Origin of the sequence: Janthinobacterium sp. J1-1, from assembly GCF_030944405.1 — a bacterium.
Taxonomy (GTDB): Bacteria; Pseudomonadota; Gammaproteobacteria; order Burkholderiales; family Burkholderiaceae_D; genus Janthinobacterium.
This window is the reverse complement of sequence record NZ_CP132339.1, coordinates 2,381,825-2,403,320: the sequence shown is the minus strand read 5'-3', so window position 1 is coordinate 2,403,320 and position 21,496 is coordinate 2,381,825. Positions and strand designations below refer to the sequence as shown.

Below are 21,496 nucleotides of genomic sequence, written 5' to 3'. Positions count from 1 at the left end.
GACCATGGAGAAGACCACACTCGGTTCCAGCGATCTGCTGGTCAGCAAAATCTGCCTGGGCACCATGACCTTCGGTGAACAGAACAGCGAAGCGGAAGCGCACAGCCAGCTCGATTACGCGCTTGAGCGCGGCATCAACTTCATCGACACGGCCGAGATGTATCCGGTGATGGCCAGCGCCGAGACGCAGGGCAATACCGAGCGCTATATCGGCAGCTGGCTGAAGAAAAGCGGCAAGCGCGGCCAGATCGTGCTGGCCAGCAAGGTCGCCGGGCCGAACAGCCGCATGCACTGGATACGCGGCGGCAAGAACAACCTCGACGCGGTCAATATCCGCGCCGCCGTCGAAGACAGCCTGCGCCGTTTGCAGACCGAGCATATCGATCTGTACCAGTTGCACTGGCCCAGCCGCAACCTGCCGATTTTTGGCGCCAATAGCTACAACCCGCAGCATGAACGCGAGGCGGTCGCCATCGAGGACACCCTGGCGATCCTGGGCAAGCTGGTCGACGAAGGCAAGATCGGCCATGTCGGCGTATCGAACGAGTCGTCGTGGGGCGTCTGCGAATATATCAAGCAGGCCGAACTGAAAGGCCTGCCGCGCATCGCCTCGATTCAGAACCTGTACAACCTGACGGCGCGCCAGTTCGAGACCGGCCTGCTGGACGAAACCTGCCACCGCGAGAACGTGGGCCTCTTGGCCTACAGCCCGCTGGCGTTCGGCCAGCTGACAGCCAAGTACCTCGACGATCCGCAGGCGCGCGGCCGCCTGACCATCTTCCCGCCCGGCTGGAGCCCCCGTTATATCCGCCCGGCCACCATCGAGGCGGCGCGCCAGTACGCGGCGCTGGCGCGCGCCAACGGTTTGACGCCAACCCAGCTGGCGCTGGCCTGGTGCTACTCGCGCTGGTTTATCGCATCGACCATTATCGGTGCGACCAGCCTGGAGCAGCTGGCCCACAATATCGACGCCTATCAAATCACGCTGTCGCCGGACGTGGTGAAGGCGGTCGACGCCATCCATGCCACCCTGACCAACCCCGGTCAATAAGCGCCTCCTCTTCGCCGGCGGCCATCCGCGCCGCCGGCAGTCGTTTTTATACAACAAGCAGCAGACCACCGCAGTGCACCATTGCGGCTTTGCCATGCGCCGCCGTATGCTGGATAGCAAGGCGATATGCGCCACTCCCGCAAATTGCCCACGCATTATCCGTTTATCGCATAACGATACACAGAAGCATTCGTAAGCGCGCCACGCGCCCACTGTTAATCTGATGACATCACCGGACCGCCACGGTCCGCGGAACCTGAATCACTAACCGAAGAGATATAGTCGATGAGTCCTGTTACTACACGCACCACCCGCGCCCTGCCCGTCAAGACCGTCATCGCCGCCAGCCTGGTGGCCTGTTTCGCCCTGCCCGCCCACGCCCAGCAGGAGCTGCCGGCCGACGGCGAACTGCAATCGGTGGTGGTCACCGGCACCTTTGCGAAAAACCGCCGCACCATCGATTCCGAATCGCCGATCGACATTCTGACCTCGCGCGACCTGCAAAGCACGGGTTCGGGCGAACTGGCCACCGTGCTGGCGCGCCTGCTGCCGTCGCTGAACTTCGCCCGCGCTACCGGCGCCGACGCCAGCGACGCCGTGCGTCCGGCCCAGCTGCGCGGCCTGTCGCCCGACCAGACGCTGGTGCTGGTCAACGGCAAGCGCCGTTATACGTCGGCCGTGGTCAACGTCAACGGCTCGCTGGGCCGCGGCTCGGCGCCGGTCGACCTGAACGCGATTCCGCTGGCCGCCATCGACCATGTGGAAGTGCTGCGCGATGGCGCCGCCGCCCAGTACGGTTCCGACGCGATCGCCGGCGTGATCAACATCATCCTGAAAAAAGGCGCGGCCGGTGGCGACGTGGAAGTGGGCTATGGCCAGACCCAGGAACGCGACGGCAAGCAGAAGTCGATCAAGGGTTCGGCCGGCTTTGCGCTCGGTGAAGACGGCTGGCTGCGCCTGTCGGCCGAAGTGGCCGACCGCGATCCGACCAACCGCGCCGGCGCCGACTTCCGCAATCCGCTGGAGCCGCGCTACGGCAAGGTCAACCAGCGCTACGGCGACGCCGAAAGCCAGCCGGCCACCCTCTTCGTCAACAGCGAATACCACATCAACGACAATATCGACTGGTATGCCTTCGGTAACTACGGCAAGCGCGACACCTCGGCCGCCGCCACCTGGCGCACGGCCTACAACGGCACCGCGCTGCGCACGCCAGTCTACCCGGAAGGCTTCCTGCCGCTGCAAAACAGCACCCTGACCGACCAGTCCCTGGTGACCGGCCTGCGCGGGGAAGCGGCCGGCTGGCGCTGGGATGCCAGCCTGAACTACGGCAGCAACAAGTTCGAACTGGACCTGGACAACACCATCAACCTGTCGATCGGCCCGCTGGGCATCAACAGCCCCACGCATTTCCATGCTGGTTCGCTGAAAAACGAGCAGACCGTGTTCAACCTCGACGCCGCGCGCGAATTTGCCGTGCCCGCCTTTACGGGACCGCTGACGGTGGCCGTCGGTGCGGAAGCGCGTCATGAAAAATACAGCATCGGCGCCGGCGACGAAGCGTCGTACACGGGCAGCGGCTCGCAGGGCTTTGCCGGCTTTCGTCCGGCCAACGCCGGCAGCCACTCGCGCCACAATGAATCGATCTATGTGAACCTGGAAGCGGAAGTGACCAGGAAGCTGTCGGGCGGCGTGGCACTGCGCCACGAGCGCTACAGCGATTTCGGCAACACCACCTCGGCCAAGGGATCGGCCCGCTACGCCTTTACCGACGCGCTGTCGCTGCGCGGCACGGCCTCGAGCGGCTTCCGCGCGCCCTCGCTGGCGCAGCAGTACTACACGATTACCACCACCAACTTCCAGGTCATCAACGGCACCAATACGCCGATCGAAACGGGCACCTTCGCCGTCAATACGCCACAGGCGCGCGCCCTCGGTGCACAGGACCTGAAGCCGGAAAAAGCCCGCAACTACAGCCTGGGCCTGCAATTCCAGCCGAACCGCAACTTCACCACCTCGATCGACGCCTACCGCATCGACATCGACAACCGCATCCTGTTCTCGGCCAACCTGGCGCTGAACAGCGCGCTGCAGGCCCAGCTGGCGGCGCAGGGCACGGCCGTCGGCGCCGCGCGCTACTTCACCAACGCGGTCGACACGCGCACCGAAGGTGTCGACATCGTCAGCACCTACCGCATCGACCTGCAGGAAAAAGACCGCCTGGACTTCACCGTGGCGTACAACCATAACAAGAGCTCGGTACAGAAAATCGCCGACAATCCGGCCGTCCTGACGGCCAACAACCTGCTGCTGATCGACCGCCAGACGGTTGCCCGCGCCACCGTGGCCTCGCCGAAAGACAAGTTCAGCCTGGCCGCCGACTATGGCTTCGGCAACTGGAACGCACACGGCGTGGTCACGCGCTACGGCAGCTTCACCGTGCCGCAAAACAATGTCGCGCTGGACCAGAACTACGATCCGCAATGGGTGCTGGACCTGTCGACCTCGGTCAAGCTGGGCAAGAACTGGCGCCTGGCCGCCGGCATCGACAACGTCACCAACCGCTACCCGGCGCAAGTGACCAGCGCCGGCAACCTGAACGTGGCCGGTACCCAGCCGTACAGCATCTTCGCGCCGAACGGTTTCAATGGCCGTTATTACTATGCGAAGGCGGGTTATAGCTGGTAAGGCGGGCGGGTGGTGTCGGATTACGCTACGCTAATCCGACCTACGCGACCTGCGTGCCATGACAAGATCGTAGATACTGTTATCCCCGTCAAGCGTTGTGCAAGGTTGGATCAAATATTTTTCCCGACCTGAGCACGCCGAATGCCACGTGCACCAGCTTGCGCATCATGGCGCCGATGATCAGTTTCGGTGCCTTGCCGGCAGCGCTGAGCCGCTGGCCAAAGCGCTGACCCCATGGTGTCCTGTATACGGTCACCATGGCTGGCATGTACAGCGCCTTTCGCAGGAAACTGTGACCAATCTTCGACATGCGTGGCTTGCCACGTACGCTCGATCCTGACTCGTGCTGGCGCGGGTCGAGTCCCGCAAACGCCACGGCTTGCTTGGCGTTGTCGAAGCGCTCGGTATCGGCATAGTACGACAGCAACACTGGTATCGTGCGCTCACCCAGACCAGGGATGCTGTCGAGCAGCTCGCGCTTATCGCGTAAATCCGGATCATCGTCGATATGGCGCTTGATGGCGCGAATGAGTTCCTTGATTTCTTTGTCGAGCCAGGCAATGTGATCCTCGATACCCTGGCGTACCGCTTCTCGCGCGACGTCGAGCCGATTCGTTTCCTGCAACCGCATCGCTTGCACCGCTTCGAGGCGCAGCACCAAGGCGCGCAGTGCCTGCGCGGCGGGCGACGGCGCTGTCCACGGCTGCGGTTGGCGCTCATGGGCAAAGTCGGCAATCAACTGCGCGTCGACCTTGTCGGTCTTGGTGCGTACCATGCGCGAGGCGCCAAAGGCCTTCATCTGTGCCGGATTGATGACACTGACCACCATGCCAAGTCCGGCCAGATATTCGGCAACCCCTTCCCAGTAAGTGCCAGTCGCTTCCATACATACTCTCGGGTTGCCGGCATCATGCTTGAGCAGCCATTCGCTCAGTGCAGCAAATCCTTTGTGATTGTTCTCTACTACCTTGTTACGGTGCTTGCCATTGGGCAGGCGCAGTGCGCAGTCCAGCTTGGCCTTGGCAACGTCGATTCCTAAATTAAACATGCTGTGGTCCTCTTGCGATCTACCTTGTGAATGCGGGCTACCGGCGTGCCGGTGCCAAAGATACTGTCCGATCTTGACATGGAGGGTGGGTAACTGGTGCGAGATCTACATCGCTGGCTTTGAGCCTAAGGGCGGATACGGCATCCAGTTACCCGGTCTTGATATGCCTACCAAGAATTTTGACAGCGGCCGATGTTGTTCGCAACACCACCAACCGCATGAGAGGAATAATACAAGGTCGGATTAGCGCGCAGCGCGTAATCCGACAACATTGTTGACCCACAACATGCAAAACGGGGGGCATAGCGCCTCCCGTTTTTGCGTATTTCAAGACCAGCGCGCCCGAACAATGGCGCTTCAGCCTGCGCGTGAGCGCGGACCGTTTTGTCGAACTGACCGGCATGCCGGGCGTGAAGCCGGCGCGCTACATGGGCCGCTTTCACTGGGTGACCATCGTCGACGTGGCGCGCTTTCCGGCGGACTACCTGGCCGAACTGGTACAGGATTCCCACGCGCGCGCCGTGGCGAAACTGACGCGCGCGCAGCGCGCCATGCTCGACGTCCTGCTCAATTAAAGCGCTTCCTCGCCGCCCATGGCGCGGTCGATATCCTCGCGCGTCAGGTCCGGCGCCAGCTGCAAAATGAATTCATAGGCATACGAGCGCAGATAGGCGCCGCGGCGCACGGCCAGGCGGGTGGTATTGGTGGCGAACAGGTGCGACGCTTCGACCGCGCGCAGCCCCTTGTCGCGGCCATGGTCGAAGGCCATCGAGGCGACGATGCCCACGCCCATGCCCAGCGCCACGTACTGCTTGATGACGTCCGAATCCATGGCCGTCAAAATGATGTCGGTGGCCACGCCGGCCTTGGCAAACGCATCGTCGATATGGCCGCGGCCCGTAAAACCCTTGTCGTAGGTGATCAACGGGTATTTCGCCAGGTCTTCCAGCCGGATCGGCGAGTGCTCGAGCAGCGGGTGGCCGTCCGGCACCACGATCAGATGGCTCCAGCGGTAGCACGGGAACGACACCAGGTCGGGGAACTGGCTCAGGCCCTCGGTGGCGATGCCGATATCGGTCTTGCCCGACAAGACCCATTCCGCGATATGTTCGGGAGCGCTTTGCTGCAGCGCGATGCGCACATCGGGAAACGCCGCGCGAAAGCCCTGCACCACTTTCGGCAGCGCATAGCGGGCCTGGGTGTGGGTGGCCGCCACCGACAAGGTGCCGCTGGTCTGGCCGCTGTATTCCAGGCTGGCCTGCTGCAGGTTTTCCGCTTCGATCAACAGCCGGTCGACGATCTTCAGGATGCCCTTGCCCGGCTCCGTCAGGCCCGTCAGCCGCTTGCCGTTGCGCTCGAAAATGACCACGCCCAGCTCGTCCTCCAGCTCGCGGATCTGCCGGCTCACGCCAGGCTGCGAGGTGAACAGGGCGTTCGCCACTTCCGTCAGGTTATAGCCGCGGCGCGCTGCCTCGCGGATCGAGCGCAATTGTTGAAAGTTCATGGTGATTCCAGCCTTTTAGGTTCTTGTTGGTTCAACGAACACGTGCAGGCGTTTCGGGCGCACGACCAGGGTCTCGCCCTCTTTCAGTTGCAGATGGCTGAAGCGCTCGTTCGACATCACGGCTTCGATCAGCTCGCTGTTATCGACGCGCTGCAAATCCAGCTGGGCCAGCGGGCCGATCGCATGGGCACGGCTCAGCTTCACCACGATGCCGTCGGCGCCCGGCGTGTAGCGGTCGATTTCCAGGTCATGCGGCCGCACATAGGCGGTGCCCTTGCTGTCGCTCACGCCCGCATAGTCGGGCACGTCGAAACTGGCGTCGCCGGTGGCCATCACGCCGTCGTGCACGCGGCCATGGAACAGGTTGACGTTACCGAGGAAGCCATACACAAACGGTGACGCGGGATGGTTGTAGACCTGCTCGGGCGAGCCGAGCTGCTCGACGGTGCCCTTGTTCATCAGCACCACCTGGTCGGCCACTTCCAGCGCCTCTTCCTGGTCGTGCGTCACAAAAATACTGGTCACATGCAGGTCGTCGTGCAGGCGGCGCAGCCAGCGGCGCAGTTCCTTGCGCACCTTGGCGTCCAGCGCGCCGAACGGTTCGTCGAGCAGCAGCACGCGCGGCTCGACCGCCAGCGCGCGGGCCAGCGCGATACGCTGGCGCTGGCCGCCGGACAACTGCGGCGGATAGCGGTCGGCCAGCCAGTCCAGCTGCACCAGCTCCAGCAAATCTTTTACCTTGCGGCGGATCTGGTCCTCGGACGGGCGCTCGCTGCGCGATTTCACGCGCAGGCCAAAGGCCACGTTTTCAAACACGGTCATGTGCTTGAACAGCGCATAGTGCTGGAACACGAAACCGACTTGCCGCTCGCGCACATGGCGGTTCGACGCGTCTTGCGCGTCGAGCAGCACTTGGCCGCTGTCCGGATGTTCCAGGCCGGCGATAATGCGCAGCAAGGTGGTCTTGCCGCAGCCGGACGGGCCCAGCAGCGCGGTCAGTTCACCGGCGGGAAAGTCCAGCGAGATATTGTCGAGGGCGACGAAATCGCCGAAACGCTTGTTGATGTTTTTAACTGCGATGGTCATGTCAGTGCTCCGTGGAACGTAAGGCGGAATCGTCGGCGTCGCTCTCGTTCAAACGCCACTCAATAAAGGCTTTCAGGGCCAGGGTCACCAGCGCCAGCAGGGCCAGCAAGGACGCCACGGCAAACGCGGCGGCAAAGTTGTACTCGTTGTACAGAATCTCCACCTGCAGCGGCATGGTGTTGGTTTCTCCGCGGATATGGCCGGACACCACCGACACGGCGCCGAACTCGCCCATGGCGCGCGCATTGCACAAAATCACGCCATACAGCAGGCCCCACTTGATGTTCGGCAAGGTCACGCGGCGGAAGGTATTCCAGCCCGAGGCGCCCAGTACCAGCGCCGCCTCTTCCTCTTCGCTGCCCTGCGACTGCATCAGCGGAATCAGCTCGCGCGCCACGAACGGGAAGGTGATGAAGATGGTCGCCAGCACGATGCCGGGCACGGCAAACAGGATCTTGATGTCGTGTTCCTGCAGCCACGGACCGAACCAGCCCTGGGCGCCGAACATCAGCACATAGATCAGGCCGGAAATCACCGGCGAGACGGAAAACGGCAGGTCGATCAGGGTCAGCAGGATGCTCTTGCCGCGGAACTCGAACTTGGCAATACACCAGGAGGCGGCCACGCCGAACACCAGGTTCAGCGGCACGGCAATCGCCGCCGTGATCAGGGTCAGCTTGATGGCGGAAATCGCGTCCGGATCGATAATCGCCGCCACATACGCTTCCCAGCCCTTTTTAAATGCTTCGGCAAACACGGCCACCAGCGGCACGATCAGGAAAGCGGTGAGGAACAGCAGCGCGATGCTGATCAGGACGGTGCGCACCCACAAGGGTTCCAGCACCACGGGGCCGACGGCAGGCTCGATGCGGCGCGCTTTCGGCAGCGCATCTTCCACATTGGCGACGGCGGAAACTTTGGTCGTCATTATTTCTTGCCCTTTCCGCGTGTCCACGCTTGCAGCAGGTTAATCGTCAACAACAGCAGGAAGGAGATCACCAGCATCACGACGGCAATCGCCGTGGCGCCCGCGTAGTCGTACTGCTCCAGCTTGGTAATAATGAACAGCGGGGTGATTTCCGACACCATCGGCATATTGCCGGCGATAAAAATGACGGAACCGTATTCGCCGGTGGCGCGCGCAAAGGCCAGCGCGAAGCCGGTCAGCAGCGACGGCAGGATGGTCGGGAAAATCACGCGGGTGAATGTTTGCAGGGAATTGGCGCCCAGGCTGGCGGCCGCTTCTTCGAGTTCTTTTTCCGCGTCTTCCAGCACCGGCTGCACCGTGCGCACGACGAAGGGCAGGCCGATAAAGGTCAGCGCCACCACCACGCCCAGCGGCGTGAACGCCACCTTGATGCCCAGCACGCCTTCGATGAACTGGCCGAACCAGCCATTCGAAGAATACAGGGCCGTCAGGGTAATGCCGGCCACCGCCGTTGGCAGGGCGAACGGCAGGTCGACCAAGGCGTCGATAATGCGCTTGCCGGGAAATTTGTAGCGCACCAGCACCCAGGCCAGGATGCCGCCGAAAATCACGTTGAGCAGGGCGGCGATCAGCGACGCGCCAAACGTCAAACGGTACGAGGCCATCACGCGCTCGGACGTGACGGCGTTGAAAAACGCTTCCCACGTCATCGTAAACGTCTTCAGGAACACCGACGACAGCGGGATCAGGACGATCAGCGCCAGGTAGAACAGCGTAAAGCCCAGCGACAGTTTAAAGCCAGGCATGACCCGGAACGGCGCTCCCCGCGCCTTCACCGGTGCTAGTGTTGCTTCAGACATGGAAACCCCTTCTTATTACATTTTCGAGTAACAGGGCGCCATATTCACATGCAATCGTTATAAAAAGAACTAACCATTTCTCATTTGCTTAGATGCAAAATGCATACATCAGCGTATAAAGCATGGGACGAAAAAAAACGCACCGGCAAGGTGCGTTTTCAAGGGAAGTGGCTTATTTGTTCGGCTGTGGCGTCAGGCGCAGGTAGGGTTTCGCGGCTGTAAATCCTTTCGGATACTTCTGCTTGATCACTTCCGGGTCCTGCACCGGCAATGGGATGATGACGTCATCGCCATCTTTCCAGTTGCCGGGGGTGGCGACCGTGTAGCCGTCCGTCAGTTGCAGGGCGTCGATCACGCGCAGGATTTCGTCGAAGTTGCGGCCGGTGCTCAGCGGATACGTGAGGATCAGGCGCACTTTCTTGTTCGGGTCGATGACGAACACCGAGCGCACGGTGGCGGTGACGGACTGTTCCGGGTGGATCATGTCGTACAGCACCGACACTTTCTTGTCGACGTCGGCGATGATGGGGAAGCCCACCACCGTGTTTTGCGTCTCTTCGATATCCTTGATCCAGCTCTTGTGCGATTCGGCCGCATCGACCGACAGCGCCACGGCTTTCACGTTGCGCTTGTCGAATTCCGGTTTCAGCTTGGCGGTCAGGCCCAGTTCGGTGGTGCAGACAGGGGTGAAATCGGCCGGGTGGGAGAACAGCACCACCCAGGAATCGCCAGCCCACTCGTGGAACTTGATGGTGCCGATCGAGCTGTCTTGTTCAAAGTCGGGGGCGGTATCGCCCAGGCGTAAAGTCATCGTGATCTCCTCAACAGGTTTTTACCGCAATAGGGGGTTGGACTATCAGGCTGCATGACGGTGGCGCGTGCTGCTTTGCGCCAGGTCAAACAGCGTTTGCAGTTGCGCCTGGCCATACACCCAGTCACCCAAACGGGACTCGGCGTTGATATGGCCCAGCGCACCGCCGTCAATATACTTGCAATTCCAGCGGCGCGCCCACTGCGCCGCGTGTTCGGCCTTCATCCACGGATCGGTCTGGCTGGCGATCAGGATGCCGGGGCAAGGCAATCGCTTGTGCGGCAATATCTCCGCCACACCGAATTTCTCGGGATCGGCCGGCCCCACCAGCAGCACGCCGGCCACGCCATGCGGATCGCGCGCCAGGCTGTGGGCCGTCGTCAGGCAGCCGAAGCTGTGGGCGACGATCAGGGTGGGACGGCTGTCTTCGCGCCGCGCCCGGTCCAGTTTTGCCGACCAGGCCGCCAGGTCGGGCTGTTCCCAGTCGTCCTGCTCGACCCGCTCGAACTGCGGATACAGGCGCTGCCAGCGGCTCTGCCAATGCTCGGGACCGCTGTTATGCAAGCCCGGCACGATCAGTACCCGGTAATCCGAAAAGCTGCGCAGCGCCATGATGGATCCTTTGCGATCAATGCGATCAAAGCCGGGCAGGCTGGCGCCCGCCCGTCATGATTACTTCGGTTGATAGATCTGGTCGAAGATGCCGCCGTCGGCAAAGTGCGCCTTTTGCGCCGCGGTCCAGCCACCGACCTGCTCGATGGTGAACAGATTGACCTTGGCAAACTGGCTGGCGTATTTCTGCGCCGCTTTCGGCGAAGCAGGACGGTAGTAGTTTTTCGCGATGATGTCTTGCGCCTCATCCGTGTACAGGTATTGCAGATAGGCTTCCGCCACCTTGCGGGTGCCGCGCTTGTCGACCACCTTGTCGACCACGGCCACCGGCGGCTCGGCCAGGATGCTGATCGACGGCGTGATGATGTCGAACTTGGTCGGACCCAGTTCCTTGACGGCCAGGTAGGCTTCGTTTTCCCAGGCGATCAGCACGTCGCCGATGCCGCGCTCGACGAAGGTGGTGGTGGCGCCGCGGGCGCCGGAGTCGAGCACCGGCACGTTTTTATACAGCTTGCCGAGGAATTCCTTGGCCTTGGCTTCGTTGCCGCCCGGCTGGCGCAGCGCATAGCCCCAGGCTGCCAGGTGATTCCAGCGGGCGCCGCCCGAGGTTTTCGGATTCGGGGTAATCACGGACACGCCCGGCTTGATCAGGTCGTTCCAGTCCTTGATGCCTTTCGGGTTGCCCTTGCGTACCAGGAACACGATGGTCGAGGTATAAGGCGAGCTGTTGTGCTCCAGGCGCTTCTGCCAGTCGGCCGCCAGCAGCTTGCGTTCGGCCAGGGCGTCGATGTCGTAGGCCAGCGCCAGGGTCACCACGTCCGCTTCCAGGCCGTCGAGCACGGCACGCGCCTGCTTGCCGGAACCGCCATGCGATTGCTTGATCTTGACGTTGTCGCCCGTCTTGCCTTTCCATTCCTTGGCAAACGCCGTATTCACGTCCTGGTACAGCTCGCGGGTCGGGTCATACGACACGTTGAGCAAAGTGATATCGGCAGCTTGCGCGGTTTGCAGGATGGCAAAGGCGCTGATGGCGGCGGCAATGATTAATTTTTTCGACAACATCGATGATCCCCGTGTGGTTAAGCTTTCAGAGCCACCAGATTACGGCCCTGCGATCATAAAGAGAACGAAGCGTTTCACCATTTGATATGCGATTTTCGTATATGGATGGCACTCAACGGAGATGCGCCATCAATAAAAGCGGTTGAACAGCACCACCGCCCAGGTGGCGAATGCCAGCAGGCAGGTCAGCAGCACGGCGGCGCTGCCGAAATCCTTGGCGTTCTTCGACAGTTCATGGCGCTCCAGCGAAATCCGGTCGACCACCGCTTCCAGCGCGGAATTGATCAGTTCGACGATCAGCACCAGCAGCAGCACGCCGATCAGCACCAGTTTTTCAAACGCGGACACCCTCAGCAGCAAGGCGATAATGGTGCCGGCCACGAACAGGCCCAGTTCCTGGCGGAACGCATGCTCGCCGCGCCAGGCCGCTTTCAAGCCGTCGATGGAATAGAAAAAGGCGGAAAAGATGCGTTTCAAGCCGCTCTTGCTTTTGAATTCATTTACTGGTTGCATGGATTTTCGTGTTCCGGCCGATAAGGGAGTTTGATTATGCCTTGGCACAATAGGAATTGTGACAATTTTTCCTGCAAAGCCACAGCGGGCATTCCCCTCTTTCACATCATGGTATAAAGTACGGCATGAATACTGCATCGCACCAAATCCATCATGAAAATTGAACCCGTCGCAGCGCCGAAGACGACGATACAGGTGATCGAGCGCATGGTCGCCCTGCTCGACGCCCTGGCCAAATATAGCGACCCGGTCAGCCTGAAGGAATTGTCGAAGGTCTCGGGCCTGCACCCGTCCACCGCCCACCGCATCCTGAACGACATGGTACTGACGCGCTTTGTCGACCGCATCGAGCCGGGCACCTACCGGCTGGGCATGCGCCTGCTGGAGCTGGGCAATGTGGTGAAAAGCCGCCTCAGCGTGCGCGAAGCGGCGCTCGACTTCATGCGCCAGCTGCACAAGAAAACCCAGCAAACCATCAATCTGTCGGTACGCCAGGGCGACGAGATCGTGTATATCGACCGGGCGTTCTCGGAGCGTTCCGGCATGCAAGTGGTGCGCGCCATCGGCGGGCGCGGCCCGCTGCACCTGACCTCGACCGGCAAGCTGTTCTTATCGGTCGATGAACCGAAAGCGATCCGCGCCTATGCCACGCGCACCGGCCTGGCCGGGCACAACAAGAATTCCATCACGGATTTGCTGAAACTGGAACGCGAGCTGAGCCAGGTGCGCGAGAACGGCTATGCGCGCGACAATGAAGAGCTGGAACTGGGCGTGCGCTGCATGGCGGCCGGCATCCGCGATGATTCGGGCAAGCTGATCGCCGGCCTGTCGATCTCGGCGCCGGCCGACCGGCTGCAGGACGAGTGGTTGGAGGATCTGGTGGAAACGGCGAACCAGATTTCGGTGACGCTGGGCTTTATGCCGCAGAATTAAAATTAACGTCCCCGCCCCACAAGCACACCACCAAACTGATTAAAACCCCAGTCGTCCGCATAGGCATCTTGGGCCAAGCGGGCCTGAAAAATGTCGAGGGCAAGGCGCAGCGACGAAGACAGTACGCATGGTCGGCGAGGAGCTGCAACGCCGCCATCGGCATTTTCTCGGGCCTGCGTCTCCGGCCCGCCATTTTTACGCCTTGCTTTTAATACATCGGACAGATTAACTTACGGCATTACAATGAAAACTGCCTTTGTAATCAACCGCCTGGAAGAACCAAGTTGCCTGGTTTCAGCGCTTCGAGCCACTTCCTCATCCGTCCGGCATCGGCCGTACGCGACTGCTTGCCCTTGGAGTCGAGGAACACCATGATCACGGAACGCCCTTCGATCACGGCCTGCATCAGCAGGCAGCGCCCCGCTTCGTTGATGAATCCGGTCTTTTGCAAGCCGATGTCCCAGCCCGGATTGGCCACCAGGTGATTCGTGTTACCGAATTGCATGGGGTGGCCGCTCGCTTCGACAATGGCTTTCGGATCGGTCGAGAACTGGCGCAGCAGCGGTTGCTGGAAGGCGGCCATGGCCAGCTTGGCCAGGTCATGCGCGCTGGCCACGTTCATTTTCGACAAGCCGCTCGAATCGACATAGCGGGTGTCGTTCATGCCCAGCTTGCGCGCCTTGGCGTTCATGGCGTTCACGAAGGCCGGCAGGCCACCCGGATAGTTGCGGCCCAGGGCGGACGCGGCGCGGTTTTCCGAACTCATCAGCGCGATATGCAACATATTGCCGCGCGTCAATTGTGAACCGACTTTCAGGCGCGAGCTGCTGAACTTGGCGCGGTCGACATCGTCGTCCGTGATCGTCAGCACTTCTTCCATGTCCTGCCCCGCTTCGACCACCACCAGGCCCGTCATCATCTTGGTAATCGAGGCGATCGGCAGGGCCACATTGGAATTTTTCTCGAACAGGACTTCCGCATTGCTCTGGTCGAGCACCAGCGCCACGCTGGACTTCAGGTCGAGCGGATCGCGTGTCAGGTTCAGGCCGGCCAGGTCGCCCATGGTCGGCATCGGCGCGGCCATCGGCACGGCGGCGCTGGTCACTCTTTGATAGATGACCTTGCGCTTGCCGCGCACGGTCACCACGCGGCGCACGGCTTTCTCGCGCGGCGCAGCAATCGCGCGCGTACCCGTGGCGCGGGCGCCCTTGCGCACGACGACTTTGACTTTCTTGTTATTCTGTTTCTTGGCAGCTGACGATTTGCTGGCTGCTTCCTTGGCGTGCACGGCAGCAGCCGGTGCCAGCGCAAACAGCAGGGAAGCCAGCAAGCCCAGCGCGAGTTTAAACTTAGCCATTCAATATTTCCCCGTGAAGCTGTTGCATTATTGCAGTGTAGCGAAATGCAGAGTAATCGCAAGCCTATTTAACAGTTGAGACAGTATTTATTGCGGCAATGAAACACAAAGCATTATTGATGAGCAAATGAATTTCCTTTTCATTATGCGTTTCCTTGCCTGAACCGTGATGGGTGTCATTTCTTGACGACAAACACCACGCCGATCACGGCCACCAGCATGCCGGCGATGCCCAACATGTTAAATGCTTCGCCAAACATCAGCCAGGCCATCACGGCCGTGGTCGGCGGCGTCAGATACAGCAAGCCCGTCACCTTGGTGGCGTCGCTGCGCCGTATCAGTGCGAACAACAGGAAGATGGCGCCGATCGACAGCACCAATACCGACCACAGCAAGGCGCCGATAAAGTTGCCAGTCCATTGCACGCTACTGAAAGCAAAATCCAGGCCTTCGTAATACAAGGCAAACGGCAGCACCACCACGATCGAGGCGGCAAATTGCACGACGGTGCCGGTGCGCAGGTCGAACTGCGGACAATGGCGTTTCTGGTACATGGTGCCGGCCGTCATCGACAGCAGCGCGAACACGCACAGCAGCACGCTTTCCACGGTCAGCCCCACCAGGTTGATCTTGGCGTAGACCACCAGCGCCACGCCCAGCAGGCCGAAAAACAGGCCCAGCCACTGGCGCGGGCGCACCGATTCGCCGATCAGCGGCGCGGCGCAGGCTGTCAGCACGGGCTGCATGCCGACGATCAGGGCGGACAGGCCAGCCGGCATGCCCAGCTTGATCGCGCACCACACGCCGGCCAGGTAGCCGGCCTGCATCAGGATGCCGGCCACGGCGATCTGGCGGAACTGCCCCACCGGCCACGGCGCGCGCAAGACCAGCACCAGCGGCAGCAGGATCACCAGCACGCCCAGGAAGCGCAGCAGCAAAAACGTCAGCGGCGGCGCATACGGCAGGCCGAACTTGGCGACGATAAAACCGGTGCTCCATAACAGGACGAAGAAAGCGGGCAAGGCCATCGGCGCCAGGCTGGCGGGAAAAACGGGCTTATTGCTGGCGCCTGGCGCGGCGGGAAGATTGGACATGGACAGGCTCGGAAACGTGGCGGCACCGTGGGCTGGCGCCAGTGCGGAAGATCAAGTCTAGCATGCTGCGCCGCCCGGCGTGCCGCAGGCGGCCGAAGAGGCCAGTTTCCAGGAAATAATTAACTGGAAGAATCAAAAATTAATCTTTAGAAACAATGACTTTTGACCCAAATCTATTCAATTGTTGCAACGCACAAAATTCGCTTGACTTAACTTTTTTTCACCGTAGAATAGGGTTTGTTGCGTTGCACAATTGCTTGTTCAGCTAGATAAAACAGAGTCAACTGCTTCCCCCTTTATGGCAAACGCAGCATCAAATTAACCAGATTTTAATATTTTGGAGATTCACAATGTTTTCAATCCCTGAGCAATTCTCGTCCGCCACCAAATCCAACCTGGAAGCCCAATTCGCCCTGTTCTCGTCGCTGACGGGCAAGGCATTTGAGAGCATCGAAAAAATCGTCGAACTGAACCTGACCGCCGCCAAAGCCACCCTGGAAGAGTCGACCGCGACCACCAAGCAATTGCTGGCTGCCAAGGATCCACAAGAATTCTTCTCGCTGACCGCTGCCCAAGCCCAGCCGACCGCTGAAAAAGCCATCGCCTACGGCCGTCATCTGGCTGCGATCACGTCCGGCGCCCAAGCCGAATTCAGCAAAGCTGCTGAATCGCAAATCGCCGAAACCAACCGCAAGGTCATCTCGCTGGTCGAAGAAGTCACCAAGAACGCGCCAGCCGGCTCGGAAAACGCGGTCGCCATCTTCAAAAGTGCCATCGGCAACGCCAATGCAGGTTACGAGCAGTTCACGAAAAGCAGCAAGCAAGCCGTGGAAACCATCGAAGCGAACCTGGCATCGGCCGTCAGCCAGTTCACGCAAGCCGCTGCAAAAGCCGCACCGCACGCTGCCAGCAACTAATCAGCGACGTTTGACTCGGGGCCGCCACGGCGGCCCAGCTGAACCAGCTCCTCCAGGCATCCACCCCGTACTTCCCCACGGATGCCATTATGCCCCGGTCAACCCGGGGCATTTTTTATGGGCAAAGACTATTCGCCCAAGTAGGCGGCCTTGACGCGCGGATCGTCGAGCATGTCGGCCGCATTGCCGCTCATCGTCATCAGGCCCGAATCCATCACATAGCCGCGGTGCGCCGCCTGCAGCGCCAGGCGCGCATTCTGTTCGACCAGCAGAATCGTGATGCCTTCGCCCGATACCTTGCGGATGACCTCGAAGATCTTCTCGACCATGATCGGCGACAGGCCCATCGACGGCTCGTCGAGCAGCAGCAGTTTCGGGTGGCTCATCAGCGCGCGCGCCATCGCCAGCATCTGCTGTTCACCGCCCGACAAGGTACCGGCCATCTGCGCGGCACGCTCTTTCAGGCGCGGAAACACGTCGAACCACCGGCCGATATCGGCCTCGATGCCGGCCACGTCCGTGCGCGTGTAAGCGCCCATCATCAGGTTTTCGCGGATTGACATGCGGGTAAACACACCGCGCCCTTCGGGCACCATCGCCAGCTTCTTTTCCACCAGGTGAAACGACTTGCTGCCCTTGAGCGACTCGCCCATATAGCTGATCGTGCCTTCGACCTTGCACGCCGGCAAAGTTCCCGTGATGGCTTTCAGGGTCGTCGTCTTGCCGGCGCCATTCGCGCCGATGAGCGCGATCAGTTCGCCCTGGTTGACTTCCAGGTCGATGCCCTTGACGGCCTTGATGCCGCCATAGGCCACGCTCAGGCCCGCCACTTTTAAAACATTACTCATGCGTGCGATCCTCCCAGGTAAGCCTCGATGACGGCCTGGTTTTTTTGTATGTCGGCTGGCAAGCCTTCGGCGATGCGCTTGCCGTATTCGAGTACCGTGATGCGGTCGCACAGCCCCATCATCAGTTTCACGTCGTGTTCGATCAGGAGCACGGTCTTGCCTTCGGCCTTGATTTTCACCAGCAGCTCGCGCAGGGCCAGCTTTTCGGTGGCATTCATGCCGGCCGCCGGTTCGTCCAAGGCCAGCAGCTGCGGGTCGGTGGCCAGCGCGCGGGCGATTTCCAGGCGCCGCTGGTCGCCGTAGGACAAAAAGCGGGCCGTGCGGTTGGCGAACTGGGCAATGCCGACGAACTCCAGCAGCTCCAGCGAACGCCGGCGTATAGACGCCTCTTCCTCGCGCGCCGCCTTGTGGCGGAAGATGGCGCCGAACACGCCCTGGTGCGAACGCACGTGGCGCCCCACCATCACGTTTTCCAGCGCCGTCATGTCGCCGAACAGGCGGATATTCTGGAAGGTGCGGGCAATCCCGGCCTTGGCCACCTTGTGCGGCGCCGACGGCGAGTACGGCTTGCCGGCCAGCTCGAAGGTGCCCGTATCGGGCTGGTACAGGCCGGTGATGACATTGAAAAACGTCGTCTTGCCGGCGCCGTTGGGGCCGATCAGGCCGTAGATCTGGCCTTGCTTGATGGTAATGCCGACATCGGTCAGCGCCTGCAGGCCGCCAAAGCGTTTGTTGACGCCGGCGATATTGAGAATGATCTGTTCGCTCAAGCCGTTCTCCTTAAGCCGACACGACATCGGTCGATTTGTTGGGCTGGTCGACGTCGTGGTCGGGCCGGTCTTCGCTCTTCGGCGACGGCCACAGGCCGGCCGGGCGATTGAGCATGATCAGCACCATGGCCAGGCCGTACAGCAACTGGCGCAGTACTTCGGCTTCGATCACCACCTTGCCGAACAGCGCCTGCTGGGCCGGCTCGACCACATGGCGCAGCAGTTCGGGAATCGAGGCCAGGATCACGCCGCCCAGGATCACGCCCGGAATATGGCCGATGCCGCCCAGCACCACCATCGCCAGCACGGCGATCGATTCGGTCAGCGAAAACGATTCCGGCGACACAAAGCCCTGGAACGACGCAAACATGGCGCCGGCCACGCCGCCAAACGAGGCCCCCATGGAGAACGCCAGCAGTTTGACATTGCGCGTGTTGATGCCCATGGCTTTCGCGGCAATCTCGTCTTCGCGGATGGCGACCCAGGCGCGGCCCAGGCGCGAATGCTGCAAGCGCTTGGTGATGAACACCACGGCGATGCACAGGAACAGGAACAGGAAGTAATAGGCATTTACGGACGGCATCGAAAAGCCGCCCACCACCACGGTGCTGTTGGTGCCCGCCTCGCCGGCCAGGTTGACGCCGAACACGCGGATCGGATCGATCAGGTTGATGCCCTGCGGCCCGTTGGTGAAATTGATCGGGTCGTTCAGGTTGTTCATGAAAATACGGATGATCTCGCCAAAGCCCAGGGTCACGATGGCCAGGTAGTCGCCGCGCAGTTTCAGGGTCGGCGCCCCCAGCAGCGCGCCGAACAAGCCGGCGACAGCTGCCGCCAGCGGCACGATCACCCACACCGACAGATGGATGCCGTTCTCGCGGATCTCCGGCCCCATCAGTTGCACCAGCGACTCGCCGAACACGGGATACTGGTTGATCACCGATTCGAGCAGGATGGCGAACTGGGGCGAAGCGAGCAGCGCCGTCAGGTAGGCGCCCACCGCATAAAAGGCGATATAGCCGAGGTCCAGCAGGCCGGCAAAACCCACCACGATATTCAGGCCCAGGGCCAGCATGATGTACAGCAGCGCCATGTCGATGATGCGCACCCACGAGTTGCCGAACTGGGCGGCAAAGAATGGGAAGATCATCAGCAGCGCGGCCAGGCCCACCATGCCGGCATAGGCTTTGGTGGGGTTCTTCTTGACGTCGAAATCGAGTAGTGCCATGTTTTAATCTCCCGGTAACGTCAGGCGCGGTCGGCCACGCGTTCGCCCATGATGCCGGACGGACGCAGGGTCAGCACGATGATCAGCACGATAAAGGCGAAGATGTCCTGGTAGTGGCTGCCGAGGAAACCGCCGGTGAGGTCGCCGATATAGCCGGCGCCCAGGCTTTCGATTATGCCCAGCAGGATGCCGCCTATCATGGCGCCGTAGATATTGCCGATGCCGCCCAGCACGGCGGCGCAAAACGCCTTCAGGCCCGGAATCGCGCCCATGGAAAATTGAATGGAAGCATAATTGGCGCCCCACATCACGCCGGCCACGGCAGCGAGCGCGGCGCCGATGGCGAAGGTGGCGACGATGACCTTGTCGGAGTCGACCCCCATCAGGCCGGCCACGCGCGGATTTTCAGCCGTGGCCCGCATGGCGCGGCCCATTTTCGTTTTTTCCACCAGGATCACCAGCGAGCCCATGGAAATGGCGGCCAGGGCCAGCAGCAGTACCTGCGTTTGCGAAATCACCGCGCCGCCGATATGGATGGGGTCGGTCGACAGCAATTGCGGGAAGGGCAAGGGATTGCGGGTCCAGATCATCATGGCAAAGGTTTGCAGCAATATCGACACGCCAATGGCGGTGATCAGGGGAGCGAGGCGGGGGGCGTTGCGCAGGCGGCGGTAGGCGACCCGCTCGATGATGATATTGATAAGGATGCAGGCGGGAATCGCGCCGAGGATGGCGGTGGCCAGTTTCAAATAGCCGGGCCAGTCCGGCACGTAGATGCCCAGCAGCTTCAGGATGGAGAGGCCCACCATGGCGCCTATCATGAGCACGTCGCCATGGGCGAAGTTAATCAGGTTCAGGACGCCGTACACCATCGTATAACCGAGGGCGACCAAGGCATACATGCTGCCCAGCACCAAGCCGTTAATGATTTGCTGGATGAATGTATCCATGTCAGATTGCCCTATCGTTGCATTTTTCGGGAACACCGTCCGCTCGCCATGCCGCCGCCGATAAAAAAACGGCACCGAAGGAAAAAATCCTGCAGTGCCATCCTTGGACCGTTCTCACCAGCCTGGTGCATGCACTGAAAACGTGCGCGCCCCTGCTTAGTCATAACGACAACATACTCAAGCTTGCGACCATCATAACGATCTTTTGCAAAAACTTAGCTTGGAATAATGTCGAAACCAACAAATTAAATTCAGTTTTTACGTCGACGTCTCTCCAAAGCTCACTTGCTCCACCACCCTTTTCACCCCATCGAGACCCTTCGGCATCGGGAAGGTCACGGCTTCCTGCACGCCGTCCAGCGGCCGCACGCTCTTCACGCCACACTCTTTCAGGCGGTCGATCACGGCTTGCACCAGCACCTCGGGCGCCGAGGCGCCGGCCGTGACACCCACGCGCAGCTTGCCGTCCAGCCATGCCGGGTCGATCTGCGAGGCGTTATCGACCATGTAGGCAGGCGTGCCCATCTTGTCGGCCACTTCGCGCAGGCGGTTCGAATTCGAGCTGTTCGGGCTGCCGACCACGATCACCAGTTCCACCTGCGGCGCCATGAATTTCACGGCTTCCTGGCGGTTGGTGGTGGCGTAGCAAATGTCGCCTTTTTTAGGCTCGGAAATATTCGGATATTTTTGTTTCAGGGCCGCAATAATGTCGATGGTGTCGTCAACTGACAACGTTGTTTGCGAAACATAGGCCAGGCTGTCCGGATTGGCCACCTGCAAGGCTGCCACATCCTGGAGCGTTTCCACCAGATGCATGCCCTGCTCGGCCTGCCCCATCGTGCCTTCCACTTCCGGATGGCCGTCGTGGCCGATCATGATGATCTCGCGGCCCTCGCGGCGCATCTTGGCCACTTCCATGTGCACCTTGGTGACCAGCGGGCAAGTGGCGTCAAAGATGCTCAAGCCGCGCGATTCGGCCTCGGCGCGCACGGCTTTCGAGACGCCATGGGCGGAAAACACCAGCGTATTGCCAGAAGGCACATCATCGAGGTCGTCGATGAAGATCGCGCCCTTGTTGCGCAAATCGGCCACCACATAGGCGTTGTGGACGATTTCATGGCGCACATAGATAGGCGCACCAAATTGTTGCAGCGCGCGCTCGACGATCTCGATCGCCCGGTCGACCCCGGCGCAAAAACCGCGCGGCTGGGCCAGTAACAGTTCCTTGTCCATGGA

The 21,496-nt window shown here is 61.0% G+C and carries 21 protein-coding genes; 5 read left to right on the top strand and 16 right to left on the bottom strand.

The genetic code is table 11. The annotated features are described in order from the left end of the window. The first annotated feature begins 4 nt into the window (after positions 1–4). Positions 5–1,051, top strand: a complete 1,047-nt coding sequence (locus Q8L25_RS10920) for an aldo/keto reductase (protein WP_308924841.1) — start codon at positions 5–7, stop codon at positions 1,049–1,051. A 285-nt stretch (positions 1,052–1,336) separates the two neighbouring features. After that, positions 1,337–3,739, top strand: coding sequence for a TonB-dependent receptor (locus Q8L25_RS10915; protein ID WP_308924840.1), 2,403 nt, complete (start codon positions 1,337–1,339; stop codon positions 3,737–3,739). A gap of 88 nt (positions 3,740–3,827) precedes the next feature. Here Q8L25_RS10915 and Q8L25_RS10910 read toward each other — a convergent pair whose 3' ends face one another. Next, a complete protein-coding gene (locus tag Q8L25_RS10910) occupies positions 3,828–4,787 on the bottom strand; it encodes an IS110 family transposase (RefSeq protein WP_308921843.1) in 960 nt (319 codons plus the stop codon). Between the two features lie 368 nt (positions 4,788–5,155). Between Q8L25_RS10910 and Q8L25_RS10905 the strand changes: the two genes are divergently transcribed. Further along, the gene (locus tag Q8L25_RS10905; RefSeq protein WP_308924839.1) at positions 5,156–5,362 is read left to right on the top strand and encodes a hypothetical protein; all 207 of its coding nucleotides are present in this window, start codon (positions 5,156–5,158) and stop codon (positions 5,360–5,362) included. Here the strand turns inward: Q8L25_RS10905 and Q8L25_RS10900 are convergent. From Q8L25_RS10900 to Q8L25_RS10865, 8 genes are all read right to left on the bottom strand, one after another. Then, the gene (locus tag Q8L25_RS10900) at positions 5,359–6,291 is read right to left on the bottom strand and encodes a CysB family HTH-type transcriptional regulator (protein ID WP_308924838.1); all 933 of its coding nucleotides are present in this window, start codon (positions 6,289–6,291) and stop codon (positions 5,359–5,361) included. The genes Q8L25_RS10905 and Q8L25_RS10900 overlap by 4 nt on opposite strands. Before the next feature lie 15 nt (positions 6,292–6,306). Then, complete coding sequence (locus Q8L25_RS10895) at positions 6,307–7,377, bottom strand: sulfate ABC transporter ATP-binding protein (protein WP_308924837.1); 1,071 nt, start codon at positions 7,375–7,377, stop codon at positions 6,307–6,309. A 1-nt stretch (position 7,378) separates the two neighbouring features. After that, positions 7,379–8,305 (bottom strand): sulfate ABC transporter permease subunit CysW, encoded by a 927-nt coding sequence (cysW, locus tag Q8L25_RS10890; protein WP_308924836.1) that lies wholly within the window; start codon positions 8,303–8,305, stop codon positions 7,379–7,381. After that, the gene (gene cysT, locus Q8L25_RS10885) at positions 8,305–9,111 is read right to left on the bottom strand and encodes a sulfate ABC transporter permease subunit CysT (protein WP_308924835.1); all 807 of its coding nucleotides are present in this window, start codon (positions 9,109–9,111) and stop codon (positions 8,305–8,307) included. Before cysT ends, cysW begins: the two co-directional genes overlap by 1 nt. Positions 9,112–9,337: 226 nt before the next feature. Beyond that, the gene (locus tag Q8L25_RS10880) at positions 9,338–9,976 is read right to left on the bottom strand and encodes a peroxiredoxin (RefSeq protein WP_308924834.1); all 639 of its coding nucleotides are present in this window, start codon (positions 9,974–9,976) and stop codon (positions 9,338–9,340) included. A 45-nt stretch (positions 9,977–10,021) separates the two neighbouring features. Then, positions 10,022–10,588: an alpha/beta hydrolase gene (locus Q8L25_RS10875; RefSeq protein WP_308924833.1), complete on the bottom strand. Its 567-nt coding sequence runs from the start codon at positions 10,586–10,588 to the stop codon at positions 10,022–10,024. A 60-nt stretch (positions 10,589–10,648) separates the two neighbouring features. Continuing rightward, positions 10,649–11,650, bottom strand: coding sequence for a sulfate ABC transporter substrate-binding protein (locus tag Q8L25_RS10870; RefSeq protein WP_308924832.1), 1,002 nt, complete (start codon positions 11,648–11,650; stop codon positions 10,649–10,651). A gap of 129 nt (positions 11,651–11,779) precedes the next feature. Then, positions 11,780–12,163 (bottom strand): diacylglycerol kinase, encoded by a 384-nt coding sequence (locus Q8L25_RS10865; protein ID WP_308924831.1) that lies wholly within the window; start codon positions 12,161–12,163, stop codon positions 11,780–11,782. A gap of 153 nt (positions 12,164–12,316) precedes the next feature. On the opposite strand from Q8L25_RS10865, the gene Q8L25_RS10860 reads away from it, so the two are divergent. Continuing rightward, positions 12,317–13,096: an IclR family transcriptional regulator gene (locus Q8L25_RS10860; RefSeq protein WP_308924830.1), complete on the top strand. Its 780-nt coding sequence runs from the start codon at positions 12,317–12,319 to the stop codon at positions 13,094–13,096. A 262-nt stretch (positions 13,097–13,358) separates the two neighbouring features. On the opposite strand, the gene pbpG is transcribed toward Q8L25_RS10860, so the two are convergent. Both pbpG and Q8L25_RS10850 read right to left on the bottom strand, forming a co-directional pair. After that, a complete protein-coding gene (gene pbpG / locus Q8L25_RS10855) occupies positions 13,359–14,453 on the bottom strand; it encodes a D-alanyl-D-alanine endopeptidase (protein WP_308924829.1) in 1,095 nt (364 codons plus the stop codon). A gap of 176 nt (positions 14,454–14,629) precedes the next feature. Next, positions 14,630–15,547 carry a DMT family transporter gene (locus Q8L25_RS10850; RefSeq protein WP_308924828.1) on the bottom strand — a complete coding sequence of 306 codons (918 nt, stop codon included), beginning with the start codon at positions 15,545–15,547 and terminating at the stop codon, positions 14,630–14,632. Between the two features lie 350 nt (positions 15,548–15,897). On the opposite strand from Q8L25_RS10850, the gene Q8L25_RS10845 reads away from it, so the two are divergent. Next, a complete protein-coding gene (locus tag Q8L25_RS10845) occupies positions 15,898–16,464 on the top strand; it encodes a phasin family protein (protein WP_308924827.1) in 567 nt (188 codons plus the stop codon). Positions 16,465–16,592: 128 nt separating this feature from the next. Here the strand turns inward: Q8L25_RS10845 and Q8L25_RS10840 are convergent, their stop codons facing one another. From Q8L25_RS10840 to ispH, 5 genes are all read right to left on the bottom strand, one after another. Next, positions 16,593–17,312 carry an ABC transporter ATP-binding protein gene (locus Q8L25_RS10840; RefSeq protein ID WP_308924826.1) on the bottom strand — a complete coding sequence of 240 codons (720 nt, stop codon included), beginning with the start codon at positions 17,310–17,312 and terminating at the stop codon, positions 16,593–16,595. Next, positions 17,309–18,082 carry an ABC transporter ATP-binding protein gene (locus tag Q8L25_RS10835; RefSeq protein ID WP_308924825.1) on the bottom strand — a complete coding sequence of 258 codons (774 nt, stop codon included), beginning with the start codon at positions 18,080–18,082 and terminating at the stop codon, positions 17,309–17,311. Before Q8L25_RS10835 ends, Q8L25_RS10840 begins: the two co-directional genes overlap by 4 nt. Before the next feature lie 10 nt (positions 18,083–18,092). Beyond that, positions 18,093–19,310, bottom strand: a complete 1,218-nt coding sequence (locus Q8L25_RS10830) for an ABC transporter ATP-binding protein (RefSeq protein WP_308924824.1) — start codon at positions 19,308–19,310, stop codon at positions 18,093–18,095. A gap of 20 nt (positions 19,311–19,330) precedes the next feature. Further along, positions 19,331–20,260, bottom strand: coding sequence for a branched-chain amino acid ABC transporter permease (locus Q8L25_RS10825; protein ID WP_308924823.1), 930 nt, complete (start codon positions 20,258–20,260; stop codon positions 19,331–19,333). Between the two features lie 258 nt (positions 20,261–20,518). After that, complete coding sequence (gene ispH / locus Q8L25_RS10820; protein ID WP_308924822.1) at positions 20,519–21,493, bottom strand: 4-hydroxy-3-methylbut-2-enyl diphosphate reductase; 975 nt, start codon at positions 21,491–21,493, stop codon at positions 20,519–20,521. Between the last annotated feature and the right edge of the window lie 3 nt (positions 21,494–21,496).

What these genes read in the sequence shown, in the direction of transcription:
- Q8L25_RS10920 (WP_308924841.1), top strand. Translation starts at nt 5, where the DNA reads ATGGAGAAGACCACACTCGGTTCCAGCGATCTGCTGGTCAGCAAAATC.
- Q8L25_RS10915 (WP_308924840.1), top strand. Translation starts at nt 1,337, where the DNA reads ATGAGTCCTGTTACTACACGCACCACCCGCGCCCTGCCCGTCAAGACC.
- Q8L25_RS10910 (WP_308921843.1), bottom strand. Translation starts at nt 4,787, where the DNA reads ATGTTTAATTTAGGAATCGACGTTGCCAAGGCCAAGCTGGACTGCGCA.
- Q8L25_RS10900 (WP_308924838.1), bottom strand. Translation starts at nt 6,291, where the DNA reads ATGAACTTTCAACAATTGCGCTCGATCCGCGAGGCAGCGCGCCGCGGC.
- Q8L25_RS10895 (WP_308924837.1), bottom strand. Translation starts at nt 7,377, where the DNA reads ATGACCATCGCAGTTAAAAACATCAACAAGCGTTTCGGCGATTTCGTC.
- cysW (WP_308924836.1), bottom strand. Translation starts at nt 8,305, where the DNA reads ATGACGACCAAAGTTTCCGCCGTCGCCAATGTGGAAGATGCGCTGCCG.
- cysT (WP_308924835.1), bottom strand. Translation starts at nt 9,111, where the DNA reads ATGCCTGGCTTTAAACTGTCGCTGGGCTTTACGCTGTTCTACCTGGCG.
- Q8L25_RS10880 (WP_308924834.1), bottom strand. Translation starts at nt 9,976, where the DNA reads ATGACTTTACGCCTGGGCGATACCGCCCCCGACTTTGAACAAGACAGC.
- Q8L25_RS10875 (WP_308924833.1), bottom strand. Translation starts at nt 10,588, where the DNA reads ATGGCGCTGCGCAGCTTTTCGGATTACCGGGTACTGATCGTGCCGGGC.
- Q8L25_RS10870 (WP_308924832.1), bottom strand. Translation starts at nt 11,650, where the DNA reads ATGTTGTCGAAAAAATTAATCATTGCCGCCGCCATCAGCGCCTTTGCC.
- Q8L25_RS10865 (WP_308924831.1), bottom strand. Translation starts at nt 12,163, where the DNA reads ATGCAACCAGTAAATGAATTCAAAAGCAAGAGCGGCTTGAAACGCATC.
- Q8L25_RS10860 (WP_308924830.1), top strand. Translation starts at nt 12,317, where the DNA reads ATGAAAATTGAACCCGTCGCAGCGCCGAAGACGACGATACAGGTGATC.
- pbpG (WP_308924829.1), bottom strand. Translation starts at nt 14,453, where the DNA reads ATGGCTAAGTTTAAACTCGCGCTGGGCTTGCTGGCTTCCCTGCTGTTT.
- Q8L25_RS10850 (WP_308924828.1), bottom strand. Translation starts at nt 15,547, where the DNA reads ATGTCCAATCTTCCCGCCGCGCCAGGCGCCAGCAATAAGCCCGTTTTT.
- Q8L25_RS10845 (WP_308924827.1), top strand. Translation starts at nt 15,898, where the DNA reads ATGTTTTCAATCCCTGAGCAATTCTCGTCCGCCACCAAATCCAACCTG.
- Q8L25_RS10840 (WP_308924826.1), bottom strand. Translation starts at nt 17,312, where the DNA reads ATGAGTAATGTTTTAAAAGTGGCGGGCCTGAGCGTGGCCTATGGCGGC.
- Q8L25_RS10830 (WP_308924824.1), bottom strand. Translation starts at nt 19,310, where the DNA reads ATGGCACTACTCGATTTCGACGTCAAGAAGAACCCCACCAAAGCCTAT.
- Q8L25_RS10825 (WP_308924823.1), bottom strand. Translation starts at nt 20,260, where the DNA reads ATGGATACATTCATCCAGCAAATCATTAACGGCTTGGTGCTGGGCAGC.
- ispH (WP_308924822.1), bottom strand. Translation starts at nt 21,493, where the DNA reads ATGGACAAGGAACTGTTACTGGCCCAGCCGCGCGGTTTTTGCGCCGGG.